Below are 19,758 nucleotides of genomic sequence, written 5' to 3' on the forward strand. Positions count from 1 at the left end.
GCTCACGCCTCCTTCGGGTCGACAGGGCCGGCGGGACGGGGGTGGCGCGTGCGGCGGATCGGCGGCTTCGCGCCGAGGCTCTTCGGGTCGAGCCCGGACCACTTGTGGCCGCTCGCGAAGAACGTGCGGCGGGCCATGAGCGTCAGCAGCGGCTTGGTGAAGAGGAACACGACCACCACGTCGAGCAGGGTGGTCAGACCCAGTGTGAACGCGAAGCCCTGGACCTTGCCGACGGAGACGATGAAGAGGACCGCGGCGGCGAGGAACGACACGAAGTCGGAGACCAGGATGGTGCGCCGGGCGCGCGGCCAGCCGCGCTCGACCGCGGGGCGCAGCGAGCGGCCCTCGCGGATCTCGTCCCGGACCCGTTCGAAGTAGACGATGAACGAGTCCGCCGTGATGCCGATGGCGACGATGGCGCCGCAGACGGCCGGCAGGTTCAGCGCGAAGCCGATGGTCGGGCCGAGCAGCGACATGATGACGTACGTCAGGATCGCGGAGACCAGCAGCGAGAGCAGGGCGATGAACGACAGGCCCCGGTAGTAGAACAGCAGGTAGAGCACGACCAGGGCGAGGCCGATGGCGCCGGCGATCAGGCCGGCCTCCAGCTGGTCACCGCCGAGCGCGGCGGTGACGGTGGTGACGCTGTCCTCCTTGAAGCTCAGCGGGAGGGCGCCGTAGGAGAGCATGTTGGCGAGGTTCTGCGCCTCCTCCTGCGTGAAGCTGCCGGAGATCTCGGCGTTGCCGCCGGTCAGCGCCTGGCTGACGTACGGGTCGGAGACGACCTCGTTGTCCAGGACGATCGCGAACTGGTTCTGCGGCGACTGGTTCTGCGCCAGCTTGCCGGTGATGCTCGCGAACTTCTTGGCGCCGCCGTCGGTGAAGTCCATCGTGACGGTCCAGCCGGCGGCGGTCTGCGTGTTGAAGACGGCCGAGGCCTTGTCGACGTCCGTGCCGTCGACCTCGGCGGGGCCGAGGATGTACTTCTGCCACTGGCCCTGCGCGTTCTGGCCGCAGGCCACCATGGACTCGTCGTCCTTGGCGCCGTCGCCGGCCTTGGCGCGCTGCGCCTCGTCGGTGCAGTCGAGCTTGGTGTACGCGGCCTGCAGCGCGCTGTCGTCCGCGGAGGCGGACTCCGACGCGGAGGCGCCGGCGCTCGGGGACGCGGAGTCGGAGGCGGCGGCGCTCGCGGAGTCGGTCGCCGACGGGGTGGCGTCGGCCTTCAGGGCGTCGGTGAGGGCGCGGCCCTGGGAGGTGGCGGACGCCGAGGCGCTGTCGGAGGGCGAGGCGCTCTCGTCGCCGTCGGTGGCCTTCTCCGCGGCGCTCCCGGAGGCGTCGGGCGACGCGGAGGCGCTCCCGGAGGCGCTCGCCGAGGGGCTGGCCGAGGCGGCCACGCCGGAGACCTCGGTGGCGAGGACCGGGCGGAAGTAGAGCTTGGCGGTGGTACCGACCTGCTTCCGGGCGTCCTCGGAGTTCGTCCCCTTGGGAATGTTGACGATGATGTTCCGGTCGCCCTGGGTCTGTACCTCGGCCTCGGAGACACCCAGACCATTGACACGGCGTTCCATGATCTCGACCGCGGTGTCCATGTTGGTCTTGTTGATCGCGGATTCCTGGCCGGGCTCCGATTCGGCCCGGAGCGTGATGCTCGTGCCGCCGGCCAGGTCGATACCGAGACGCGGAGTGGTGTGCCCGGAGGCGAACATCCCTCCGGTGAGCGCCACGATGGCGATCAGGATCAGGGCCAGCGAGCGCCCCGGCTTGCTCTGGGCGCTCGCGTTCCGGCCCTTTTTAGGTGCTGCCACCTTCTCGTACTCCCTCTCGGGCCGCCTCGCGCGTCGGTGCGCCGACGGCCATGACATGGTGTCGGGATCCCGCGGGAACCGCGCATGTCCAAGGGCACGCGGGCACGGCCCGCGCGCCCCGGGGCACGGTTACTTCGCCTCGGAGTCGCCCTCGGACTTCTTCAGCGGCTCGTCCGTCTTCGCCTCGGCGGGCGCGGCGTCCGCGGCGGGCTCGTCCTTCTTGCCCAGCTCGACCTTGTCGTCGGGGGCGTCGGAGGCGGCGGCGGAGTCGTCGGACCCGGTGAGGGAGGAGGCGTCGTCCGGGACGAGGTCCTCGTCGGACTTCAGGTCGTGCTCGATGCCGTGGACGATGCGGTTGTACTCGTCGTCGCTCAGGACGGCACCGATGGCGTTCTTCGCGAAGAGCAGTTCGACGCCCGGACCGGCGTCGAGGAGGACCGTGTCCTCGCTGACCTCCTTGACCGTGCCGTACATGCCCCCGATGGTGCGGACACCGGAGCCGGGCTGCATCTGGTTCCGCATGTCGGCGGCCTGCTGCTGCTTCTTCTTCGCCGACCGGGTCATCAGGAACATGGCCCCGATGAGCACGATGAACGGGAGGAGGGTCATGAGACTCACGGGTCGGTACTTCCTTCACACGACCGCGCTGTGAGCGGCCTGATGGTTGGGGGTGTCGTACGCAGCCGACAAGGGCGGCATCGGCGGAGTCTAAGCGAGTCCGCGCGCAGGGAACAACGCACAGGATGGCACCGGGGTTCCCTCTCGGGCCAATGCCCTCGCCGTCGCGGCTCCCTCACGCCTCTCTCACTCCTCTCCCGGCCCCCTCCCGGCCCCCTCCCGGACCCTTCCCGGGCCCCTCTCATGCCCCGAACAGGTCCCCTTGTCCGTTTCCCGCGGCCGCCGAGCCGGGCGGGGTGAGACCGAGGTGCGCCCAGGCGGCGGGGGTGCCGATCCGGCCACGCGGCGTACGGGCTAGCAGGCCCTCGCGGACCAGGAACGGCTCGGCGACCTCCTCGACCGTCTCGCGCTCCTCCCCCACCGCCACCGCCAGCGTCGACAGCCCGACCGGACCGCCGCCGAACAGCTTCAGCAGGGCCTCCAGGACGGCCCGGTCGAGGCGGTCCAGACCGCGGGCGTCCACCTCGTAGACCGCCAGGGCCGCCGCCGCGATGTCACGGGTGATCACGCCGTCCGCCTTGACCTGGGCGTAGTCGCGGACCCGGCGCAGCAGGCGGTTGGCGATACGGGGGGTGCCGCGGGAGCGGCCGGCGATCTCGGCGGCGCCGTCGGTGTCGATCTCGACGTCGAGGAGGCCGGCCGAGCGGTGGATCACGCGTCGCAGTTCGGCCGGCTCGTAGAACTCCATGTGGGCGGTGAAGCCGAAGCGGTCGCGCAGCGGGGGCGGCAGCAGGCCGGCCCGGGTGGTGGCGCCGACCAGGGTGAAGGGGGGCAGCTCCAGGGGGATGGCGGTGGCGCCGGGGCCCTTGCCGACGATGACGTCGACGCGGAAGTCCTCCATCGCCATGTAGAGCATCTCCTCGGCGGGCCGGGACATGCGGTGGATCTCGTCGAGGAAGAGGACCTCGCCCTCCTGGAGGGAGGAGAGGATCGCGGCGAGGTCGCCCGCGTGCTGGATGGCGGGTCCGGAGGTGATCCGGATCGGGGCCTCCATCTCGGCCGCGATGATCATCGACAGAGTGGTCTTGCCGAGGCCCGGGGCGCCGGAGAGCAGCACGTGGTCGGCGGTGGCGCCGCGCGCGCGGGCGGCGCGCAGGACGAGGTCGAGCTGCTCGCGGACCTTCTCCTGGCCGATGAACTCGTCCAGGTCCTTGGGGCGCAGGGCGGCCTCGACGGCCTGGTCCTCGCGGTCGGCGGCCGGGCCCACCAGCCGCTCGGCGGCGGCGCCGGTGTCGCCGGCGGCGGTGTCGTCGTCCCAGTTCATGAGTGGTCTGCCTCGGTTCTCGCTACGGTCGCTACGGCTGGGGGGACAGCCGGCGGGGCGGCTGTCCGGGCGGCTATCGGGCGCGGTTCAGCGTCTGCAGGGCCGCCTTGAGCAACGCGCCCACCTGGGGCGTACCGCCCGCCGCTTCCGCCTGCGGGGTGACGGCGGTCACGGCCTCGTCGGCCTCGCGGGTGGCGTACCCGAGGCCGATGAGGGCGGCGTGCAGCTGGTCGCGCCAGCCGGTGGAGACCAGGGCGCCGACGGCGGGGGCGCCGACCGGCTCGCCGAGGCGGTCCTTCAGCTCCAGGAGCAGCTTCTGGGCGCCCTTCTTGCCGATGCCGGGGACGGCCGTCAGCGCCTTCTCGTCGCCGGTGGAGACGGCCCGGCGCAGGGCGTCGGGGCTGTGCACGGCCAGCATGGCCTGGGCGAGGCGGGGGCCGACGCCGCTGGCGGTCTGGAGCAGTTCGAAGACCTGGCGCTCGTCGTCGTCGGCGAAGCCGTACAGGGTGAGGGAGTCCTCGCGGACCACCAGGGAGGTGGCGAGCTTGGCCGGTTTCCCGACGCGCAGCGTGGAGAGCGTGTTCGGCGTGCACTGGACGGCCATGCCGACGCCGCCGACCTCGACCACCGCGGCGCCGGGGGCGAGGGCGGCGACCGTGCCGCTGACGAAGGCGATCATGCGGGGTGGCCTTTCGGTACGGAGCGGGTGTGCAGGGCGACGGCCTGCTGGAGCCGGTTCTGGGCGGGAGCGCGCCAGATGTGGCAGATGGCGAGGGCGAGGGCGTCGGCGGCGTCGGCCGGCCTGGGCGGGGCGGCGAGCCGCAGCAGCCGGGTCACCATGGCGCCGACCTGCGCCTTGTCGGCGCGTCCGGAGCCGGTGACGGCGGCCTTGACCTCGCTGGGCGTGTGCAGGGCGACGGGGATGCCACGCCGGGAGGCGCACAGGATGGCGACGGCGCTGGCCTGGGCGGTGCCCATCACCGTGCGCACGTTGTGCTGGCTGAAAACGCGCTCCACCGCGACGTACTCCGGGCGGTGCTCGTCGAGCCACTGCTCGATGCCCTGCTCGACGGCGACGAGGCGGTGGCCGAGGTCGGCGTCGGCCGGGGTGCGCACGACCCCGACGCCGATCATGGTCAGCGGGCGGCCCGCGACTCCCTCGACCACGCCGACCCCGCAGCGGGTCAGTCCCGGGTCGACTCCCAGTACGCGCACGCCGCTCCCTCCCCTCGATCACCTGTTTGTGCAGGCTATCGGGTGCCACTGACAGAGCGACGGGCCGACGGGGTGTGTCCCGCCGGCCCGCTCAAGCCCGTGCGCGCGTTACGCGTCGACCTTCTCCATGACCTCGTCGCTGACGTCGAAGTTGGCGAAGACGTTCTGCACGTCGTCGCTGTCCTCCAGGGCGTCGATCAGCTTGAAGATCTTGCGCGCGCCCTCCTCGTCCAGCTCGACCTGCATGGTCGGGACGAAGTTGGCGTCCGCCGACTCGTAGTCGATGCCGGCGTCCTGGAGGGCGGTGCGGACCGCGACCAGGTCGGTGGCCTCGCTGATCACCTCGAAGGTCTCGCCGAGGTCGTTGACCTCCTCGGCGCCCGCGTCCAGGACGGCGCCGAGGACGTCGTCCTCGGTCAGCTCGCCCTTGGGGACGATCACGACGCCCTTGCGGTTGAACAGGTACGACACCGAACCCGGGTCGGCCATGTTGCCGCCGTTGCGGGTCATGGCGACGCGCACGTCGGAGGCGGCGCGGTTGCGGTTGTCGGTCAGGCACTCGATGAGCACCGCGACGCCGTTCGGCCCGTAGCCCTCGTACATGATCGTCTCGTAGTCGGCGCCACCGGCTTCGAGACCGGCGCCGCGCTTGACCGCGGAGTCGATGTTCTTGTTCGGGACCGACTGCTTCTTCGCCTTCTGGATGGCGTCGTACAGCGTCGGGTTGCCGTCGACGTCGGCACCGCCCATGCGGGCCGCGACCTCGATGTTCTTGATCAGCTTCGCGAAGAGCTTGCCACGCTTGGCATCGATGACGGCCTTCTTGTGCTTCGTCGTGGCCCATTTAGAGTGGCCGGACATCTGCCTGTCTCCTTCGCGTAACCCATCTACTGAACGAACCCCAGAGATCCTACAAGGCATCCACCGCGCCCCGGGCGCGCACCATGTCGGTGAACAGGCGGTGCACGCGGTGGTCCCCGGTCAGCTCCGGGTGGAACGAGGTGGCCAGCGCGTTGCCCTGGCGGACCGCGACGATGTGGCCGTCGTGCTCGGCCAGCACCTCGGCCGATGCGCCGACGGACTCCACCCAGGGCGCGCGGATGAAGACGCCCTCCACAGGATCGCCGTCGACGCCCTGGATGTCGACCGCCGCCTCGAAGGACTCGTTCTGCCGGCCGAAGGCGTTGCGGCGCACGATCATGTCGATGCCGCCGATGGTCTCCTGCCCGGAGCGCGGGTCGAGGATCTTGTCGGCGAGCAGGATCATGCCGGCGCAGGTGCCGTAGACGGGCAGGCCGTCCCGCACGCGCGCGCGGAGGGGTTCCATCACCCCGAAGAGGACGGCCAGTTTGGAGATGGTGGTGGACTCGCCGCCGGGCAGGACCAGGCCGTCGACCTCGGCGAGTTCGTCGGGGCGCCGGACGGGCCTGGCCTCCGCGCCGGCCGCGGCCAGGGCGGCGAGGTGCTCCCGTACGTCGCCCTGGAGGGCCAGGACGCCGATGACAGGTGTCTCGCTCACAGTGCTCACCAGCCGCGGTTGGCGTACCGCTCGGCCTCGGGGAGGGTGTCGCAGTTGATGCCGACCATGGCCTCGCCGAGGTTGCGGGACGCGTCCGCGATGACCTTGGGGTCGTCGTAGAAGGTGGTCGCCTTGACGATGGCGGCGGCGCGCTTGGCCGGGTCGCCGGACTTGAAGATGCCGGAGCCGACGAAGACGCCCTCGGCGCCGAGCTGGCGCATCAGGGCGGCGTCGGCCGGGGTGGCCACACCGCCGGCGGAGAACAGCACCACCGGGAGCTTGCCCAGCTCGGCGACCTCCTTGACCAGCTCGTAGGGGGCGCGCAGCTCCTTGGCGGCGGCGTACAGCTCGTGGTTGTCACAGCCGCGCAGCCGGGCGATCTCGTTCTTGATCTGGCGCAGGTGGCGCACCGCCTCGACGACGTTGCCGGTGCCGGCCTCGCCCTTGGAGCGGATCATCGCGGCGCCCTCGGCGATGCGGCGCAGCGCCTCGCCGAGGTTGGTGGCGCCGCAGACGAAGGGGGTGGTGAACGCCCACTTGTCGGAGTGGTTGACCTCGTCGGCCGGGGTGAGGACCTCGGACTCGTCGATGTAGTCGACGCCGAGGGACTGCAGGACCTGGGCCTCGACGAAGTGGCCGATGCGGGACTTGGCCATCACGGGGATGGAGACGGCGCCGATGATGCCCTCGATCATGTCCGGGTCGGACATGCGGGCCACGCCGCCGTCCTTGCGGATGTCGGCCGGGACGCGCTCCAGGGCCATGACCGCGACGGCACCCGCGTCCTCGGCGATCTTCGCCTGCTCCGGGGTGACGACGTCCATGATCACGCCGCCCTTGAGCTGCTCGGCCATGCCGCGCTTCACGCGCGCGGTGCCGGTCTCGGGAGCCTGGTTCTCGGAGTGGGTGCTGGACACGGAAGACCTCGCTGAAGAGATGAAGGGTTTCTGCAGCACTGAGGAAACGTGAACGGAGCAGGCCACAGCAAGGGCCAATGGGAAGACGGTGGATCGTTTTCCGGCGATTCCGGTCAGGCCGCCCGGTCGACCAGGGCCGTCGGCGGCTCGTCGTCCATCTCGAAGGCCAGCGGGAACGGGGCGTGGCCGGCCAGCCGGAACCAGCGGACCTTGCGGTGCTCGCGCAGCCGGCGGGCGGCGCCCACGGCGTCGTTGTGGAAGCGGCGGGCCATGGGGACGCGGCGCACCGCCTCGGTCAGCTCACCGGCCGCCTCCTCGCCGCCGGGGGCCTCGCGCAGGGCCGCCACCTGGTGCGCGTCCCCGAACACCGCCCGCAGCGCCTGGCTCAGCTCGCTCTCGGCGACCTCCCGCTGCTCCTCCTCGCTCTGCCGGGCGGCGTGCGCCGCCTCGTACAGGACGATCGAGGCGGCCGGGTCCAGGACACCGGCAGTGGCCAGTTCCTGCGCGACGGAGGCCCGGCGCAGCAACTGGGCGTCGAGCGCGGCGCGGGCGGCGTCGATCCGGGCGTGCAGACGGTCGAGGCGGCCCGCCGTCCAGCTCAGGTAGAGGCCGATCGCCACGAGGGCCACGGCGATCCAGATCAGGGTTGCGGTCACGCTGCGCTAACTTACCTGGCGCCGTGTCGGCCTGAACGGCCTCGTCCTCGAACGCCGGACGGGCTGGAGAGCCGGACTCGGCCGTGCGGCGCCGTAGGCTCCCCTCCCGCTCAATCGCGGGCGAGCCCGAACCGTGCCCGCAGGCCCGTCGCCCGCTCGTCCGCCGCCACCGCCGCCGCGCCCGCCGTCACCGTCTCGTAGACGGACATGATGTCCGCGCCGACCGTCGACCAGTCGAAGCGCCGCACGTGCGCGCTGCCCCGCGCCCGCAGTTCCGCCAGTCGCGCCGGGTCCTCCAGGAGCCGTACGGCCGTGGCGGCCAGCGCCCCGGCGTCCTCGTTGGGGAACAGCTCACCGGCGGCTCCCCGGTCCAGGACCTGGGCGAAGGCGTCGAGGTCGGAGGCGAGCACGGGAGCGCCCGCGGACATCGCCTCGACCAGGATGATCCCGAAGCTCTCGCCGCCGGTGTTGGGGGCCACGTACAGGTCGACGCTGCGCAGGAAGCGGGCCTTGTCCTCGTCGCTGACCATGCCGAGGAACTCCACCCGGTCGCGCAGCCCGGCGGGCAGGGAGGCGACCGCCTCCTCCTCGTCACCGCGGCCGGCGATCAGCAGCCGGGTCCCCGGACGGGCGGCGAGGATCTTCGGCAGGGCCTTCATCAGCACCGGCAGGCCCTTGCGGGGCTCGTCGATGCGGCCGATGAAGCCGATGGTGCCGCCCTGCCACTCGGGCCGGGGCTCGGCCTTGGCGAAGAAGTCGACGTCGACGCCGTTGGGGATGACGACCGCGTCGCCGCCCAGGTGCTCGACGAGAGTGCGGCGGGCGTACTCGCTCACCGCGATCCGGGCGCTGATCTTCTCCAGGGCCGCCTGGAGGATGGAGTACGCGGCGATCATCGCGCGGGAGCGCGGGTTGGACGTGTGGAACGTGGCCACGATCGGGCCCTGCGCCGCCCAGCAGGCCAGCAGGCCCAACGACGGCGAGGTCGGCTCGTGGATGTGGATGACGTCGAACGCGCCGTCGTGCAGCCAGCGCCGTACCCGCGCGGCGCTCAGGAACCCGAAGTTCAGCCGGGCCACCGAACCGTTGTACGGCACCGGCACCGCGCGGCCCGCGGAGACCACGTACGGCGGCAGCGGGGTGTCGTCGTCGGCCGGGGCCAGGACGGACACCTCGTGGCCGAGCCGGATGAAGTACTCGGCGAGGTCGCGGATGTGGAACTGGACGCCGCCCGGCACGTCCCAGGAGTACGGGCAGACGATACCGATCCTCATGAGGTCCCCTTCGCGGGCCCCAGGTCGGCGAGCCACAAGCGCTGCAGCATGTGCCAGTCCTCCGGATGCTCGGCGATCCCCGTGGCGAAGGCGTCGGCCAGCGCCTGTGTCATGACGGACGCCTTCTCGCGCCGGCTGCCTGACTCGGGTACCCCGACGGGCGGATGGACCCGGCCCCGCATGACGGGCGAGTCGTCGTACCAGAGGGTCACGGGCAGCAGGGCCGCGCCGGTCTGCTGGGCGAGCAGCGCCGGGCCGCCCGGCATCCGGGCCGGCTCGCCGAAGAACTCGACCTCGACGCCGGAGGCGGACAGGTCCCGGTCGGCGACCAGGCAGACCAGGCCGCCGGCCCGCAGCCGCCGGGCCAGCGTGCCGAACGCCGCGCCGCCGGTGTGCGGCAGGACCTCCATGCCGAGGCCCTCGCGGTAGGCGACGAAGCGGTCGTAGAGGGTCTCCGGCTTCAGGCGCTCGGCGACCGTGGTGAAGGGAATGCCCAGCTCGGTGGTGAGCCAGGCGCCGGCCAGGTCCCAGTTGGCCAGGTGCGGCAGGGCGACGACCGCGCCCTTGCCCGCGTCCATGGCCTCGGTCAGGTGGTGCAGGTCCTTGACGGTGACGCCGGCCGCGATCCGATCGCGGCTCCAGGCGGGCAGCCGGAAGGACTCCATCCAGTACCGCAGGTACGAGCGCATCCCCGCGCGGGAGAGCGCCGCGAGCCGTTCGGGGCTCGCGCCGGGCACCACGCGCGCGTAGTTGCGCTCCAGCCGCAGCACGCCCTGGCCGCGCCGCTTCCAGGTGAGGTCCGCGACGGTGCGGCCGAGCCGTGCCGCGACGGGCTCGGGGAGCTTCTTCACGGTGCTCCAGCCGGCGCCGTACAGCGCGTCGGTCAGCCGCTCCTGGGCGCTCACTTGGCCGCCTCGCTCCCCCGCGCCTCGCGCGCGGCCGCGGCCTCCGCCTCGGCGGACTCCCGGCGGACCGTGACGACCCGCTGGATCAGCGTGACGAGGCTGCCGACGGCGACGATCCACAGGGCGACGGGCAGCAGGTACTGGATGCCGGGCACGCCGAACGCGTGCAGGCCCGCCAGACCGGCCGCGACCAGGGAGATGACGAGCCGCTCGGCGCGCTCCACCAGTCCGTTGACGGCGACCGGCAGGCCGATCGACTCGCCGCGCGCCTTGGTGTACGACACCACCTGGCCGCTGGCCAGGCAGAAGATCGAGACGGCGCACAGGACGTTGTCGTCGCCGCTGCCCGCGTACCAGAGCGCGAAGCCGCCGAAGATCGCCCCGTCGGCGACCCGGTCGAGGGTCGAGTCCAGGAAGGCGCCCCAGCGGCTGGAGCGGCCGAGCTGGCGGGCCATGTTCCCGTCGACCAGGTCGGAGAAGACGAAGAGGGTGATCACCACCGTGCCCCAGAAGAACTCGCCCCTGGGGTAGAAGACCAGCGCCCCCGCGACCACACCCGCGGTCCCGATGAGCGTGACCGTGTCCGGGCTGACCCCCCGGCGGATGAGAAACGCGGCGAACGGTGTGAGGACACGCGTGAAGAATGCACGCGCGTACTTGTTCAGCATGGCCTTCCCGACGGTCGGTGTCGCCGCGCGGCCCCTGCTGGCCGCCGGCTGGCCCATCGTAGCCACGCGCGCGCGTGGGCGACGGACGGGCACCCGGACCGCCGGCCGGGCCGGGCGCGCGACGGGTCCGGGTCCTTCGTATGGACGCGGCGTGACGGGAGTGGAAAGCTCGAAGAACCGCGGGCGTCGCCGGAGCCGCTCGCACGCGGCCGACGCGTGTCCGCGCCCACAGTGACCTCACCGTGCACGGGAGGCAGGGTTATGGGCGACAAGGCACACACACATACCGGAGCCGCCGGCAGGGCACAGGCGGCCGACCATCCCGCGTCCGTACGGAATGTGGTGCTGGTCGGCCACTCCGGATCGGGCAAGACGACTCTGGTGGAGGCCCTCGCGCTGACCGCGGGGGCGCTGAACCGGGCGGGCCGCGTCGAGGACGGCGGCTGCGTCTCCGACTACGACGAGATCGAGCACCGGCAGCAGCGCTCCGTACAGCTCTCGCTCGTCCCCGTCACCTGGGACGGCATCAAGATCAACCTCCTCGACACCCCCGGGTACGCCGACTTCGTCGGTGAGCTGAGGGCCGGTCTGCGGGCGGCGGACGCGGCCCTCTTCATCGTCTCGGCCTCGGACGGCGTGGACGGCTCGACGCGCATGGTGTGGGAGGAGTGCGCGGCCGTCGGCATGCCGCGCGCCATCGTGGTCACGCACCTGGAGGCCGCGCGGGCCGGCTTCGAGGAGATGACCCGGATCTGCGCCGAGGCGTTCGGGGCCGACGACCCCGACGCCGTACTGCCGCTCTACCTGCCGCTGCACGGACCGCGGCACCCCGACGGACACGCGCCCGTGACCGGTCTGATCGGCCTGCTGACGCAGAAGCTGTTCGACTACTCGACCGGCGAGCGCAAGGAGTCCGAGCCGGGCGAGGACCAGCTGCCGCTGATCGAGGAGGCCCGCGACCGGCTGATCGAGGGGGTCATCGCGGAGAGCGAGGACGAGACCCTCATGGACCGCTACCTGGGCGGCGAACCGGTCGACGTCAAGACGCTGATCCAGGACCTGGAGCGGGCCGTGGCGCGCGGGGTGTTCTTCCCCGTCCTGGCCGCCGCCCCCGCCGCCGAGGGCGCCCGGCAGGGCCTGGGCACGGTGGAACTGCTGGAGCTGATCACTCGCGGCTTCCCGACGCCGCTGGAGCGCGAGGCACCCCGGGTGACCACCCCCGACGGCCGGCCCCGCGCGCTGCGGCCGTGCGATCCCGGCGAGTCACTGGTCGCGGAGGTCGTCAAGACGTCCTCCGACCCGTACGTCGGCCGGATCTCCCTGGTCAGGGTGTTCTCCGGCACCCTGCGCGCCGACCAGACGGTGCACGTCTCCGGGCACGGGCTGGCCGACCGCGGGCACGAGGACCATGACGTCGACGAGCGCATCGGCGCCCTGTCGACGCCCTTCGGCAAGCAGCAGCGTCCGGTCTCCCACGTCATCGCGGGCGATCTGGCGTGCGTGGCGAAGCTGGCCCGCGCGGAGACCGGCGACACGCTGTCCGCGAAGGACGACCCGCTGCTGATGGAACCGTGGCAGATGCCCGACCCGCTGCTGCCGCTCGCCATCCAGGCGCACAGCAAACCCGACGAGGACAAGCTCTCCCAGGGGCTGGCCCGCCTGGTCGCCGAGGACCCGACGATGCGCCTGGAGCAGAACCAGGACACCCACCAGGTGGTCCTGTGGTGCCTGGGCGAGGCGCACGCGGACGTCGCCCTGGAGCGGCTGCGCGGCCGGTACGGCGTCCAGGTCGACGTCGTACCGCACCGGGTGGCGCTGCGGGAGACGTTCGGCTCGAAGGCGGCCGGGCGCGGGCGGCACGTCAAGCAGTCCGGCGGGCACGGGCAGTACGCCATCTGCGAGATCGAGATCGAGCCGCTGCCGGGCGGCTCGGGCATCGAGTTCGTCGACAAGGTGGTCGGCGGCGCGGTGCCCCGGCAGTTCGTCCCGTCCGTCGAGAAGGGTGTGCGCGCGCAGGCCGCCAAGGGCGTCGCCGCGGGCCATCCGCTGATCGACGTGCGGGTCACGCTGGTGGACGGCAAGGCGCACTCGGTGGACTCCTCCGACGCCGCCTTCCAGACGGCCGGCGCGCTGGCGCTGCGGGAGGCCGCCACCGACGCCAGGATCCATCTGCTGGAACCGGTGGCCGAGGTCGGTGTGCTGGTCGGCGACGACTACGTGGGCGCGGTGATGAGCGACCTGTCCGGGCGGCGCGGCCGGGTGCTCGGCACCGAGCAGACGGCGGGCGGACGCACCCTCGTACGCGCCGAGGTGCCGGAGATCGAGATCGGCCGGTACGCGGTGGACCTGCGCTCCCTCTCGCACGGCACGGCCCGTTTCGACCGCCGCTACGCACGGCACGAGCCGATGCCGCCGCAGGTCGCGGCGCGGGTCGGGGAAGCGGCGCGCGGCGGCGGCTGACCGGCGCCGGGCGCACTCCGGCGGTCCGCGCGCCCCGTGCCGCGCTCCAGGTCGGCGGGCGGCTCGCACCGTCCGCCGACGGGCACCCGCGCCGGGAGATACGCTGATGACCTGATCAACAGGTGTGCGGAGCACGGAAGTCGGGAAAGCCGCTTGAGCGAGAGCGGCTTCGATCTGGGGGCGGGAATGACCGACGGCGGTTACGCGGACTTCTTCGGGCCTCAGGTGCCCCGGGCGGGAGACGCGAGCCAGACGGCCACGCTGGCGCTGGCGTCGGCGGCCTACCGGGACAGCCCTGTGGAGGACATCAAGAAGGCCGACAACGAGTGGCACCAGACGGCCGTCAACGCGGGCCGTTCCTGGGCCACGATCTTCAAGCCCAACCTGGGCGAGGCGTTCGCCCAGGCGGTGGTCGGCCGCATGCTGGGCAGCGGGCGCAAGCCCCTCATCCAGTCCTTCGGCACCGAGCCGCAGGTCGTCGTCGAGCACTGTCTGGCGGCCAACCGCATCCGCAAGGAGCGCGACCGGAAGCTGACCGCCGTCATGGCGGTGTGCGGGCTGCTCTTCCTGCCCGGTCTGCTGGTCTGGCTGCTCGTCTTCCAGATCCGCAGCACGGTCGCCAAGTCGGAGAACAAGCAGGCCGGCGCCCTCGGCACCGCCGTGCTCGTCGCGGTGGGCGCGCTGGCCGTGCTCTTCGTCCTCAAGATGCCGTTCGGCGGTTTCTGGGGCTGGTACGGGCGGCTGGCGGCCGTGATGCCGGTGGTCGGCTGGTTCTGGGCCAAGCGGGTCTGCGAGAACACGGCGAAGGACCTCAGGGAGCGCTGGGGCAGCCTGGTCAAGGGCGCCAGCGTCGCCGCCAAAATCCCGGAGGCGGTGCCCAGCAACCCCAACGAGACCGCCGCCGAGCAGCTGCGCCAGTCGCTGGCCAGGCTGGGCGCCGAGCAGCAGTCCAACTCGGTCTTCTACGCCGGTCCCAAGGGCATCCTCGGCATGGGCACCCGCTGGGGCAGCTGGCAGCTGGCCGAGGAGCTGGTCCCGGCGGACCCGTCCCGGGAGATCCACCCGTTCCGCAGCTGGGACGTCATACGGTCCATCCACGACCAGCTCAGCCAGCTGGAGCGCGGTCCGCTGAACACCAACGGCTTCACCAAGCCGTCGGTCCGGCACTGGATCGTCACGCCGATCGCGGAGGGCGCGGGGGCGGTGTCCCGTCCGGAGGGCGCGGACGTCGAGGCGTACCAGGTCAAGCCGCACGCCATCCAGGAGATCTGCAACAACCAGCAGTTCGGCGCCGGCGACCGGCACTACCTGGGCGTGCAGTGGACCCTGTGGGACGGGCAGCTGATCATCACCATGATGATCACGGTGACGGTGCTGCACTCGACGCTGCGGATCGAGGTCACCGGCCACGCCCTGGGCCCGGTGAACGGCCTGTTCATGGGCGGGCCCTCGGCCCCCTCCAAGACGGTCACCAAGTCGTTCAAGCCGTGGGAGACCCGCAAGGTGATGCTCCCGCTGGTCAACACCCAGGAAGTGGTACGGCTGGCCGTCCGCGCCCCGTTGACCTTCTACACGCCGGCGCTGAACTGGCTGGGCGGCACGATCTCGCTGCCCGAGCCGTTCGGCCTGCGGCACGCCTGGGCCGACCAGCCCTGGCGGCACCGCTTCATGGCCGACGACGCGCTGCGGGCGGCGACGCCGGTGCTGCGGGTGGTGCACCGGGCGGCGATCAAGGTGCTGGAGGAGAACGGCGTGAACACCGAGAAGTTCGGCGCGCGGTCGGCGTTCCTCAGCGGGGCGGTGCAGGACCCGACGCCGGGGAAGGCCGACACGTACAACGCGTAGGCCCTGGTCCGACGCGGAGGCATGGTCCGGCGGCTACGCCGTCGGCCAGGCCTCCGCCAGCATCTTGCGGGTGTCGCCCAGCAGCTGCGGCAGCACCTTGGTGTGGCCGACCACCGGCATGAAGTTGGTGTCGCCGCCCCAGCGGGGCACGACGTGCTGGTGGAGGTGGGCGGCGATGCCCGCGCCGGCCACCGAGCCCTGGTTCATGCCGATGTTGAAGCCGTGGGCGCCGGAGGCGGTGCGCAGGGCCGTCATCGCCTGCTTGGTCAGCTCGGCCAGCTCGGCGGTCTCCTCGCCCGTCAGCTCGGTGTAGTCGGCGACGTGCCGGTAGGGCACGGCCATGAGGTGGCCGCCGGTGTAGGGGTAGAGGTTGAGCACCGCGTAGACCAGCTCACCGCGCCGGACGACGAGGCCGTCCTCGTCCGATTTCGCCGGGATCGAGCAGAAGGGACAGCCGTCGTCGGCGCCCGGGCCGCTCGGCTTGTTCTCGCCCTGGATGTAGGCCATCCGGTGGGGCGTCCACAGGCGCTGGAACGCGTCCTGCGTCCCCACTCCCAACTGCTGCTCCGGCTCACTCGTCATGCGTGCAGCATATGGCGTCCGCCCGGGGCGACGGGAAAGGCCCCCGGTTCCCCGGGGGCCTCGCCGTCGGCCGGTCGGCCGGTCAGACCTGCGTGCGCTCCTCGACGACCTTGGCGATCTTCGCGATGGCGTCCTCGACGGGGATGCCGTTCTCCTGGGAGCCGTCGCGGTAGCGGAAGGAGACGGCGCCGGCCGCCATGTCCTCGTCGCCCGCGATGACCATGAACGGCACCTTCTGCTTCTGGGCGTTGCGGATCTTCTTCTGCATGCGGTCGGAGGAGGCGTCGACCTCGACGCGCAGCCCCGCCGCCCGCGCCTGCTCCGCGAACTCCTGGAGGTAGGGCACGTGCGCGTCGCCGATCGGGATGCCCAGCGCCTGGACGGGGGCCAGCCAGGCCGGGAAGGCGCCGGCGTAGTGCTCGAGGAGGACGCCGAAGAACCGCTCGATGGAGCCGAACAGCGCCCGGTGCAGCATGACCGGCTGCTGGCGGGAGCCGTCCGCGGCGGTGTACTCCAGGCCGAACCGCTTGGGCTGGTTGAAGTCGACCTGGAGGGTCGACATCTGCCAGGAGCGGCCGATCGCGTCCTTGGCCTGCACCGAGATCTTCGGCCCGTAGTACGCGGCGCCGCCCGGGTCGGGGACCAGCGGGAGGTTCTGCTTCTCGGCGGCCTGGCGCAGCGCCTCGGTGGCCTCCTCCCAGTCCTCGTCCGAGCCGATGAACTTGTCGGAGTCGTCACGGGTGGACAGCTCCAGCTCGAACTCGGTCAGCCCGTAGTCCCGCAGCAGGTCGAGCACGAAGGTCAGGAGCGTGTCCAGCTCCTGGGGCATCTGCTCCTTGGTGCAGTAGATGTGCGAGTCGTCCTGGGTGAAGCCGCGCGAGCGGGTCAGGCCGTGCACGACGCCCGACTTCTCGTACCGGTACACGGTCCCGAACTCGAAGAGGCGCAGGGGCAGTTCACGGTAGGAACGGCCGCGCGACTTGAAGATCAGGTTGTGCATCGGGCAGTTCATCGCCTTGAGGCGGTAGTTCTGCTCGTCGAACTGGATGGGCGGGAACATGCCCTCCGCGTAGTGCGGCAGGTGCCCGGAGATCTCGAAGAGGTGCTCCTTCGAGATGTGCGGGGTGTTCACGAACTCGTACCCGGAGACCTCGTGCCGGCGGCGCGAGTAGTCCTCCATGACCTTGCGGATCACACCGCCCTTGGGGTGGAAGACCGCGAGGCCGGGGCCCAGCTCGTCGGGGAAGGAGAACAGGTCCAGCTCGGCGCCGAGCTTGCGGTGGTCGCGCTTCTCGGCCTCGGCGAGGAAGTCCAGGTGCGCCTTCAGCTCGTCCTTGGACGGCCAGGCGGTGCCGTAGATCCGCTGGAGCTGCGGGTTCTTCTCGCTGCCGCGCCAGTAGGCGGCGGCGGAGCGCATCAGCTTGAAGGCCGGGATGTTCCGCGTGGTCGGCAGGTGCGGGCCGCGGCACAGGTCCTTCCAGCACAGCTCGCCGGTCTTGGCGTCGAGATTGTCGTAGATGGTCAGCTCACCGCCGCCCACCTCCGCGTCGGCGCCGTCGGCGGCCTGCGCGGCGTTGCCCTTGAGGCCGATCAGCTCCAGCTTGTACGGCTCGTCGGCCAGCTCCTCGCGGGCGGCGTCGTCGCTGGTGACGCGGCGGGAGAAGCGCTGGCCACGCTTCTGGATCTCCTGCATCTTCTTCTCGACGCGCTTGAGGTCCTCCGGGGTGAAGGGCTCCTTGACGTCGAAGTCGTAGTAGAAGCCGTCCCGGATGGGCGGGCCGATGCCCAGCTTCGCCTCGGGGAACAGCTCCTGCACCGCCTGCGCCATGACGTGCGCGGTGGAGTGGCGCAGGATGTTGAGGCCGTCCTCGGAGGAGATCTCGACGCCCTCGACGGTCTCGCCGTCCCGCAGCTCGTACGCGAGGTCCTTCAGCTCGCCGTCCACGCGGGCGGCGACGATCGAGCGCTCGCCGGGGAAGAGGTCGGCGGCCGTGGTGCCCGTCGTCACCACGCGTTCTTCCCGCTCGGAATCGCGTTGGATGATCACACGGACGTCTGACACCGGTCTCTCCTGACTGAAGTGGGTCGCGGCGCCATACCGGAGCGCACGCATGAGGGCGATCGTACCGACCCGTCCCCTCCGCAGGCGAAACAGATACCCGGCTCACTCCCCGGCACAGGCATCCTCGAAGAAGTCGAGGTCCTCCTGGAGCGCCTTGAGCATCCGGTCCCGGTCGGCGTCGTCCACCCGCACGGGCACGACCCCGCCCGCGCCGCTGAGCCGGCGGAAGCCGCCCCGGCTCTCCAGCCGGCCGTCCACCCGCACCGGCAGTCCGACGAGATGGGCGTGGCCGGCGATGCGGTACGCGTCCTCGTCGAGGGCGACCCGGACGTGCGGGACGTCGGCGCCGGACAGCACCCGCAGCCGTACGGTGCCCGCGCCGCGCGGTCCCGACCTGCGCATCCGGACGACGGTGCCGGTGAGGCGCACCGGTACGGAGGGTTCGGCGCGCAGATAGCGGGCGCCGGCCTCGCGCAGGACGGGCAGGTCGCCGGGCGAGAACCCGACGGGCTCGGCGGGGGCGGCGCGGCCCTCGGGGGCTCCGGTGGCCGGGGCCCAGTCGACGGCGATCCGGGCGCCCTCGGTGCCCTGGACGAGGGCGACGAGCGCCTCGGTGAGTTCATGGCTGACGCCGGCCTCGACGGCGGTGTCGAAGGCGTCCAGGCCGCCGGTGGCCCGCTGGTAGTCGACGGCCTCGCGGGCCGCGTGGAGGGCCTGGTGGAGGCGGACGGCGAGGGCGCGGCCGGTGGCGACGGGCAGGTACGCGGTGAGGCGGTGGCCGCCCGGGGCGGGCCCGACCAGGACGTCGGCCAGGGTCCCGGCGGCGGCGCGGCGGTGCCGGGCGCCGTAGTAGCCGGCCCGCGCGTGGGTGGCGAGCGCTCCGGCGAGCAGCATGCGGCGGGCGGCGGTGCGCAGCTGTTCCGCCGCGGTCCACGCGGTGGCCTCGCCGGGTCCGGCCGGTGCCTCCCGCCACCAGTGGATCTCGTCGCTGGGCACGGCGAGGCCGAGCAGCACCTCGCGGGCGGACGGGGTGCCGGCGCGGGTGAGGGCCAGCAGAGCCTCGGCCAGCAGGTCGTCGCTGTCGGGGAAGGCCCGGCTCTCGGGCACCAGCAGGCTGGTGGCGGCGCCGGCCGGGCCGGGCGGGGTCCAGCGGCCGTAGCGTCCGGGGGCACCGCCGCGACGCTGCCAGCCGTGCCGGCGCAGCAGGGCGGCGAGTACGGCCGGGTCGACGTCGGCCGGGGCGGGCGGCGGGCCGTCCCAGGAACCGGCGGGGTGCGGGCGTACCGGCCGCAGCGGCCGGCCGGCGGGGCGGTGCGTCATGGTTTCCCTCCCGTCCCGACCCGCGTCATGATCTCGCACAGCGCCCGGTCGTCGAAGACCCGTGCGGTCGGCACCCGCACGGTGGTGCGGTGCCGGCCGGTGACGGGATGTCCGGCCAGGTTGATCCAGTAGCAGCAGTGTCTGAGGTCGAGGCGGTCGTGGCCGGCCCGCAGCCACTGGTCCTGGGAGCGGGGGACGATCATCACGACCAGGATCTTGTGGACCGAGACCGGGGTACGGGCGAGCTTCGCCAGGTGCGCGTTGTCGAGCGTGAAGGAGAAGGAGCGGCCCGGCGGGTCCGGCGGGATCTGGTACGTCGCCTTGAGCTGCACCTTGATGGTGACCTCGTCGTCGACGGTGTGCCCGGGGGCGCTGTGGCTGACGTGCCAGTCGATGCCGTTGTCGGGGAACGGCTGGGACAGTGAGCAGCCGGCCGCCGCGGCGACCGCGTGCAGATAGCCGACCTGGAGTGTCTCCATGCAGGCGGTGACGGCGAGGGACCCGCGGACGGGCGCCGTGCGCTCGGGCAGCAGCCCGCCCCGTTCGGGCTGCGCTACGGCCATGAGCGGGCAGCCTTCCAGAACTGGT

At 72.2% G+C, this 19,758-nt stretch carries 18 protein-coding genes; 2 read left to right on the forward strand and 16 right to left on the reverse strand.

The window, feature by feature from the left end:
- Positions 1-2: 2 nt before the first annotated feature.
- The 12 genes from secD to pgsA form a co-directional block, all read right to left on the reverse strand.
- Positions 3-1,805: a protein translocase subunit SecD gene (gene secD, locus J7I94_RS20495; RefSeq protein WP_215168636.1), complete on the reverse strand. Its 1,803-nt coding sequence runs from the start codon at positions 1,803-1,805 to the stop codon at positions 3-5.
- 129 nt (positions 1,806-1,934) lie between these two features.
- Positions 1,935-2,423 carry a preprotein translocase subunit YajC gene (gene yajC, locus J7I94_RS20500; protein ID WP_215168637.1) on the reverse strand — a complete coding sequence of 163 codons (489 nt, stop codon included), beginning with the start codon at positions 2,421-2,423 and terminating at the stop codon, positions 1,935-1,937.
- Between the two features lie 241 nt (positions 2,424-2,664).
- Positions 2,665-3,747 (reverse strand): Holliday junction branch migration DNA helicase RuvB, encoded by a 1,083-nt coding sequence (gene ruvB / locus J7I94_RS20505; protein ID WP_215168638.1) that lies wholly within the window; start codon positions 3,745-3,747, stop codon positions 2,665-2,667.
- Positions 3,748-3,820: 73 nt separating this feature from the next.
- Positions 3,821-4,426, reverse strand: a complete 606-nt coding sequence (gene ruvA, locus J7I94_RS20510) for a Holliday junction branch migration protein RuvA (protein ID WP_215168639.1) — start codon at positions 4,424-4,426, stop codon at positions 3,821-3,823.
- The gene (gene ruvC / locus J7I94_RS20515; RefSeq protein ID WP_215168640.1) at positions 4,423-4,962 is read right to left on the reverse strand and encodes a crossover junction endodeoxyribonuclease RuvC; all 540 of its coding nucleotides are present in this window, start codon (positions 4,960-4,962) and stop codon (positions 4,423-4,425) included. Before ruvC ends, ruvA begins: the two co-directional genes overlap by 4 nt.
- Positions 4,963-5,070: 108 nt before the next feature.
- Positions 5,071-5,823 (reverse strand): YebC/PmpR family DNA-binding transcriptional regulator, encoded by a 753-nt coding sequence (locus tag J7I94_RS20520; protein WP_215168641.1) that lies wholly within the window; start codon positions 5,821-5,823, stop codon positions 5,071-5,073.
- 49 nt (positions 5,824-5,872) lie between these two features.
- Complete coding sequence (pdxT, locus tag J7I94_RS20525; protein WP_215168642.1) at positions 5,873-6,481, reverse strand: pyridoxal 5'-phosphate synthase glutaminase subunit PdxT; 609 nt, start codon at positions 6,479-6,481, stop codon at positions 5,873-5,875.
- Positions 6,482-6,486: 5 nt separating this feature from the next.
- Positions 6,487-7,398, reverse strand: a complete 912-nt coding sequence (gene pdxS, locus J7I94_RS20530; RefSeq protein ID WP_215168643.1) for a pyridoxal 5'-phosphate synthase lyase subunit PdxS — start codon at positions 7,396-7,398, stop codon at positions 6,487-6,489.
- Positions 7,399-7,511: 113 nt separating this feature from the next.
- Positions 7,512-8,054: a hypothetical protein gene (locus tag J7I94_RS20535; protein WP_215168644.1), complete on the reverse strand. Its 543-nt coding sequence runs from the start codon at positions 8,052-8,054 to the stop codon at positions 7,512-7,514.
- A 110-nt stretch (positions 8,055-8,164) separates the two neighbouring features.
- On the reverse strand, positions 8,165-9,328 hold the full coding sequence (locus tag J7I94_RS20540; protein ID WP_215168645.1) for a glycosyltransferase family 4 protein: 1,164 nt from the start codon (positions 9,326-9,328) through the stop codon (positions 8,165-8,167).
- Complete coding sequence (locus tag J7I94_RS20545) at positions 9,325-10,233, reverse strand: phosphatidylinositol mannoside acyltransferase (RefSeq protein WP_215168646.1); 909 nt, start codon at positions 10,231-10,233, stop codon at positions 9,325-9,327. Before J7I94_RS20545 ends, J7I94_RS20540 begins: the two co-directional genes overlap by 4 nt.
- On the reverse strand, positions 10,230-10,958 hold the full coding sequence (pgsA, locus tag J7I94_RS20550; protein WP_215168672.1) for a phosphatidylinositol phosphate synthase: 729 nt from the start codon (positions 10,956-10,958) through the stop codon (positions 10,230-10,232). Before pgsA ends, J7I94_RS20545 begins: the two co-directional genes overlap by 4 nt.
- 204 nt (positions 10,959-11,162) lie before the next feature.
- Between pgsA and J7I94_RS20555 the strand changes: the two genes are divergently transcribed.
- Together J7I94_RS20555 and J7I94_RS20560 are read left to right on the forward strand one after the other, a co-directional pair.
- A complete protein-coding gene (locus J7I94_RS20555) occupies positions 11,163-13,361 on the forward strand; it encodes an elongation factor G-like protein EF-G2 (protein ID WP_215168647.1) in 2,199 nt (732 codons plus the stop codon).
- A 186-nt stretch (positions 13,362-13,547) separates the two neighbouring features.
- The gene (locus J7I94_RS20560) at positions 13,548-15,206 is read left to right on the forward strand and encodes a hypothetical protein (RefSeq protein WP_215168673.1); all 1,659 of its coding nucleotides are present in this window, start codon (positions 13,548-13,550) and stop codon (positions 15,204-15,206) included.
- A gap of 33 nt (positions 15,207-15,239) precedes the next feature.
- Here the strand turns inward: J7I94_RS20560 and J7I94_RS20565 are convergent, their stop codons facing one another.
- The 4 genes from J7I94_RS20565 to J7I94_RS20580 form a co-directional block, all read right to left on the reverse strand.
- Positions 15,240-15,788, reverse strand: coding sequence for an HIT domain-containing protein (locus tag J7I94_RS20565; protein ID WP_215168648.1), 549 nt, complete (start codon positions 15,786-15,788; stop codon positions 15,240-15,242).
- Positions 15,789-15,870: 82 nt separating this feature from the next.
- The gene (gene thrS / locus J7I94_RS20570) at positions 15,871-17,850 is read right to left on the reverse strand and encodes a threonine--tRNA ligase (protein ID WP_215168649.1); all 1,980 of its coding nucleotides are present in this window, start codon (positions 17,848-17,850) and stop codon (positions 15,871-15,873) included.
- A gap of 102 nt (positions 17,851-17,952) precedes the next feature.
- Positions 17,953-19,170, reverse strand: a complete 1,218-nt coding sequence (locus J7I94_RS20575) for a hypothetical protein (protein WP_215168650.1) — start codon at positions 19,168-19,170, stop codon at positions 17,953-17,955.
- Positions 19,167-19,733 carry a DUF4365 domain-containing protein gene (locus tag J7I94_RS20580; protein ID WP_215168651.1) on the reverse strand — a complete coding sequence of 189 codons (567 nt, stop codon included), beginning with the start codon at positions 19,731-19,733 and terminating at the stop codon, positions 19,167-19,169. The genes J7I94_RS20575 and J7I94_RS20580 overlap by 4 nt, the downstream gene beginning before the upstream one ends.
- Positions 19,734-19,758 lie beyond the last annotated feature (25 nt).

The organism is Streptomyces sp. ISL-12 (assembly GCF_018614415.1).
Lineage (GTDB): Bacteria > Actinomycetota > Actinomycetes > Streptomycetales > Streptomycetaceae > Streptomyces.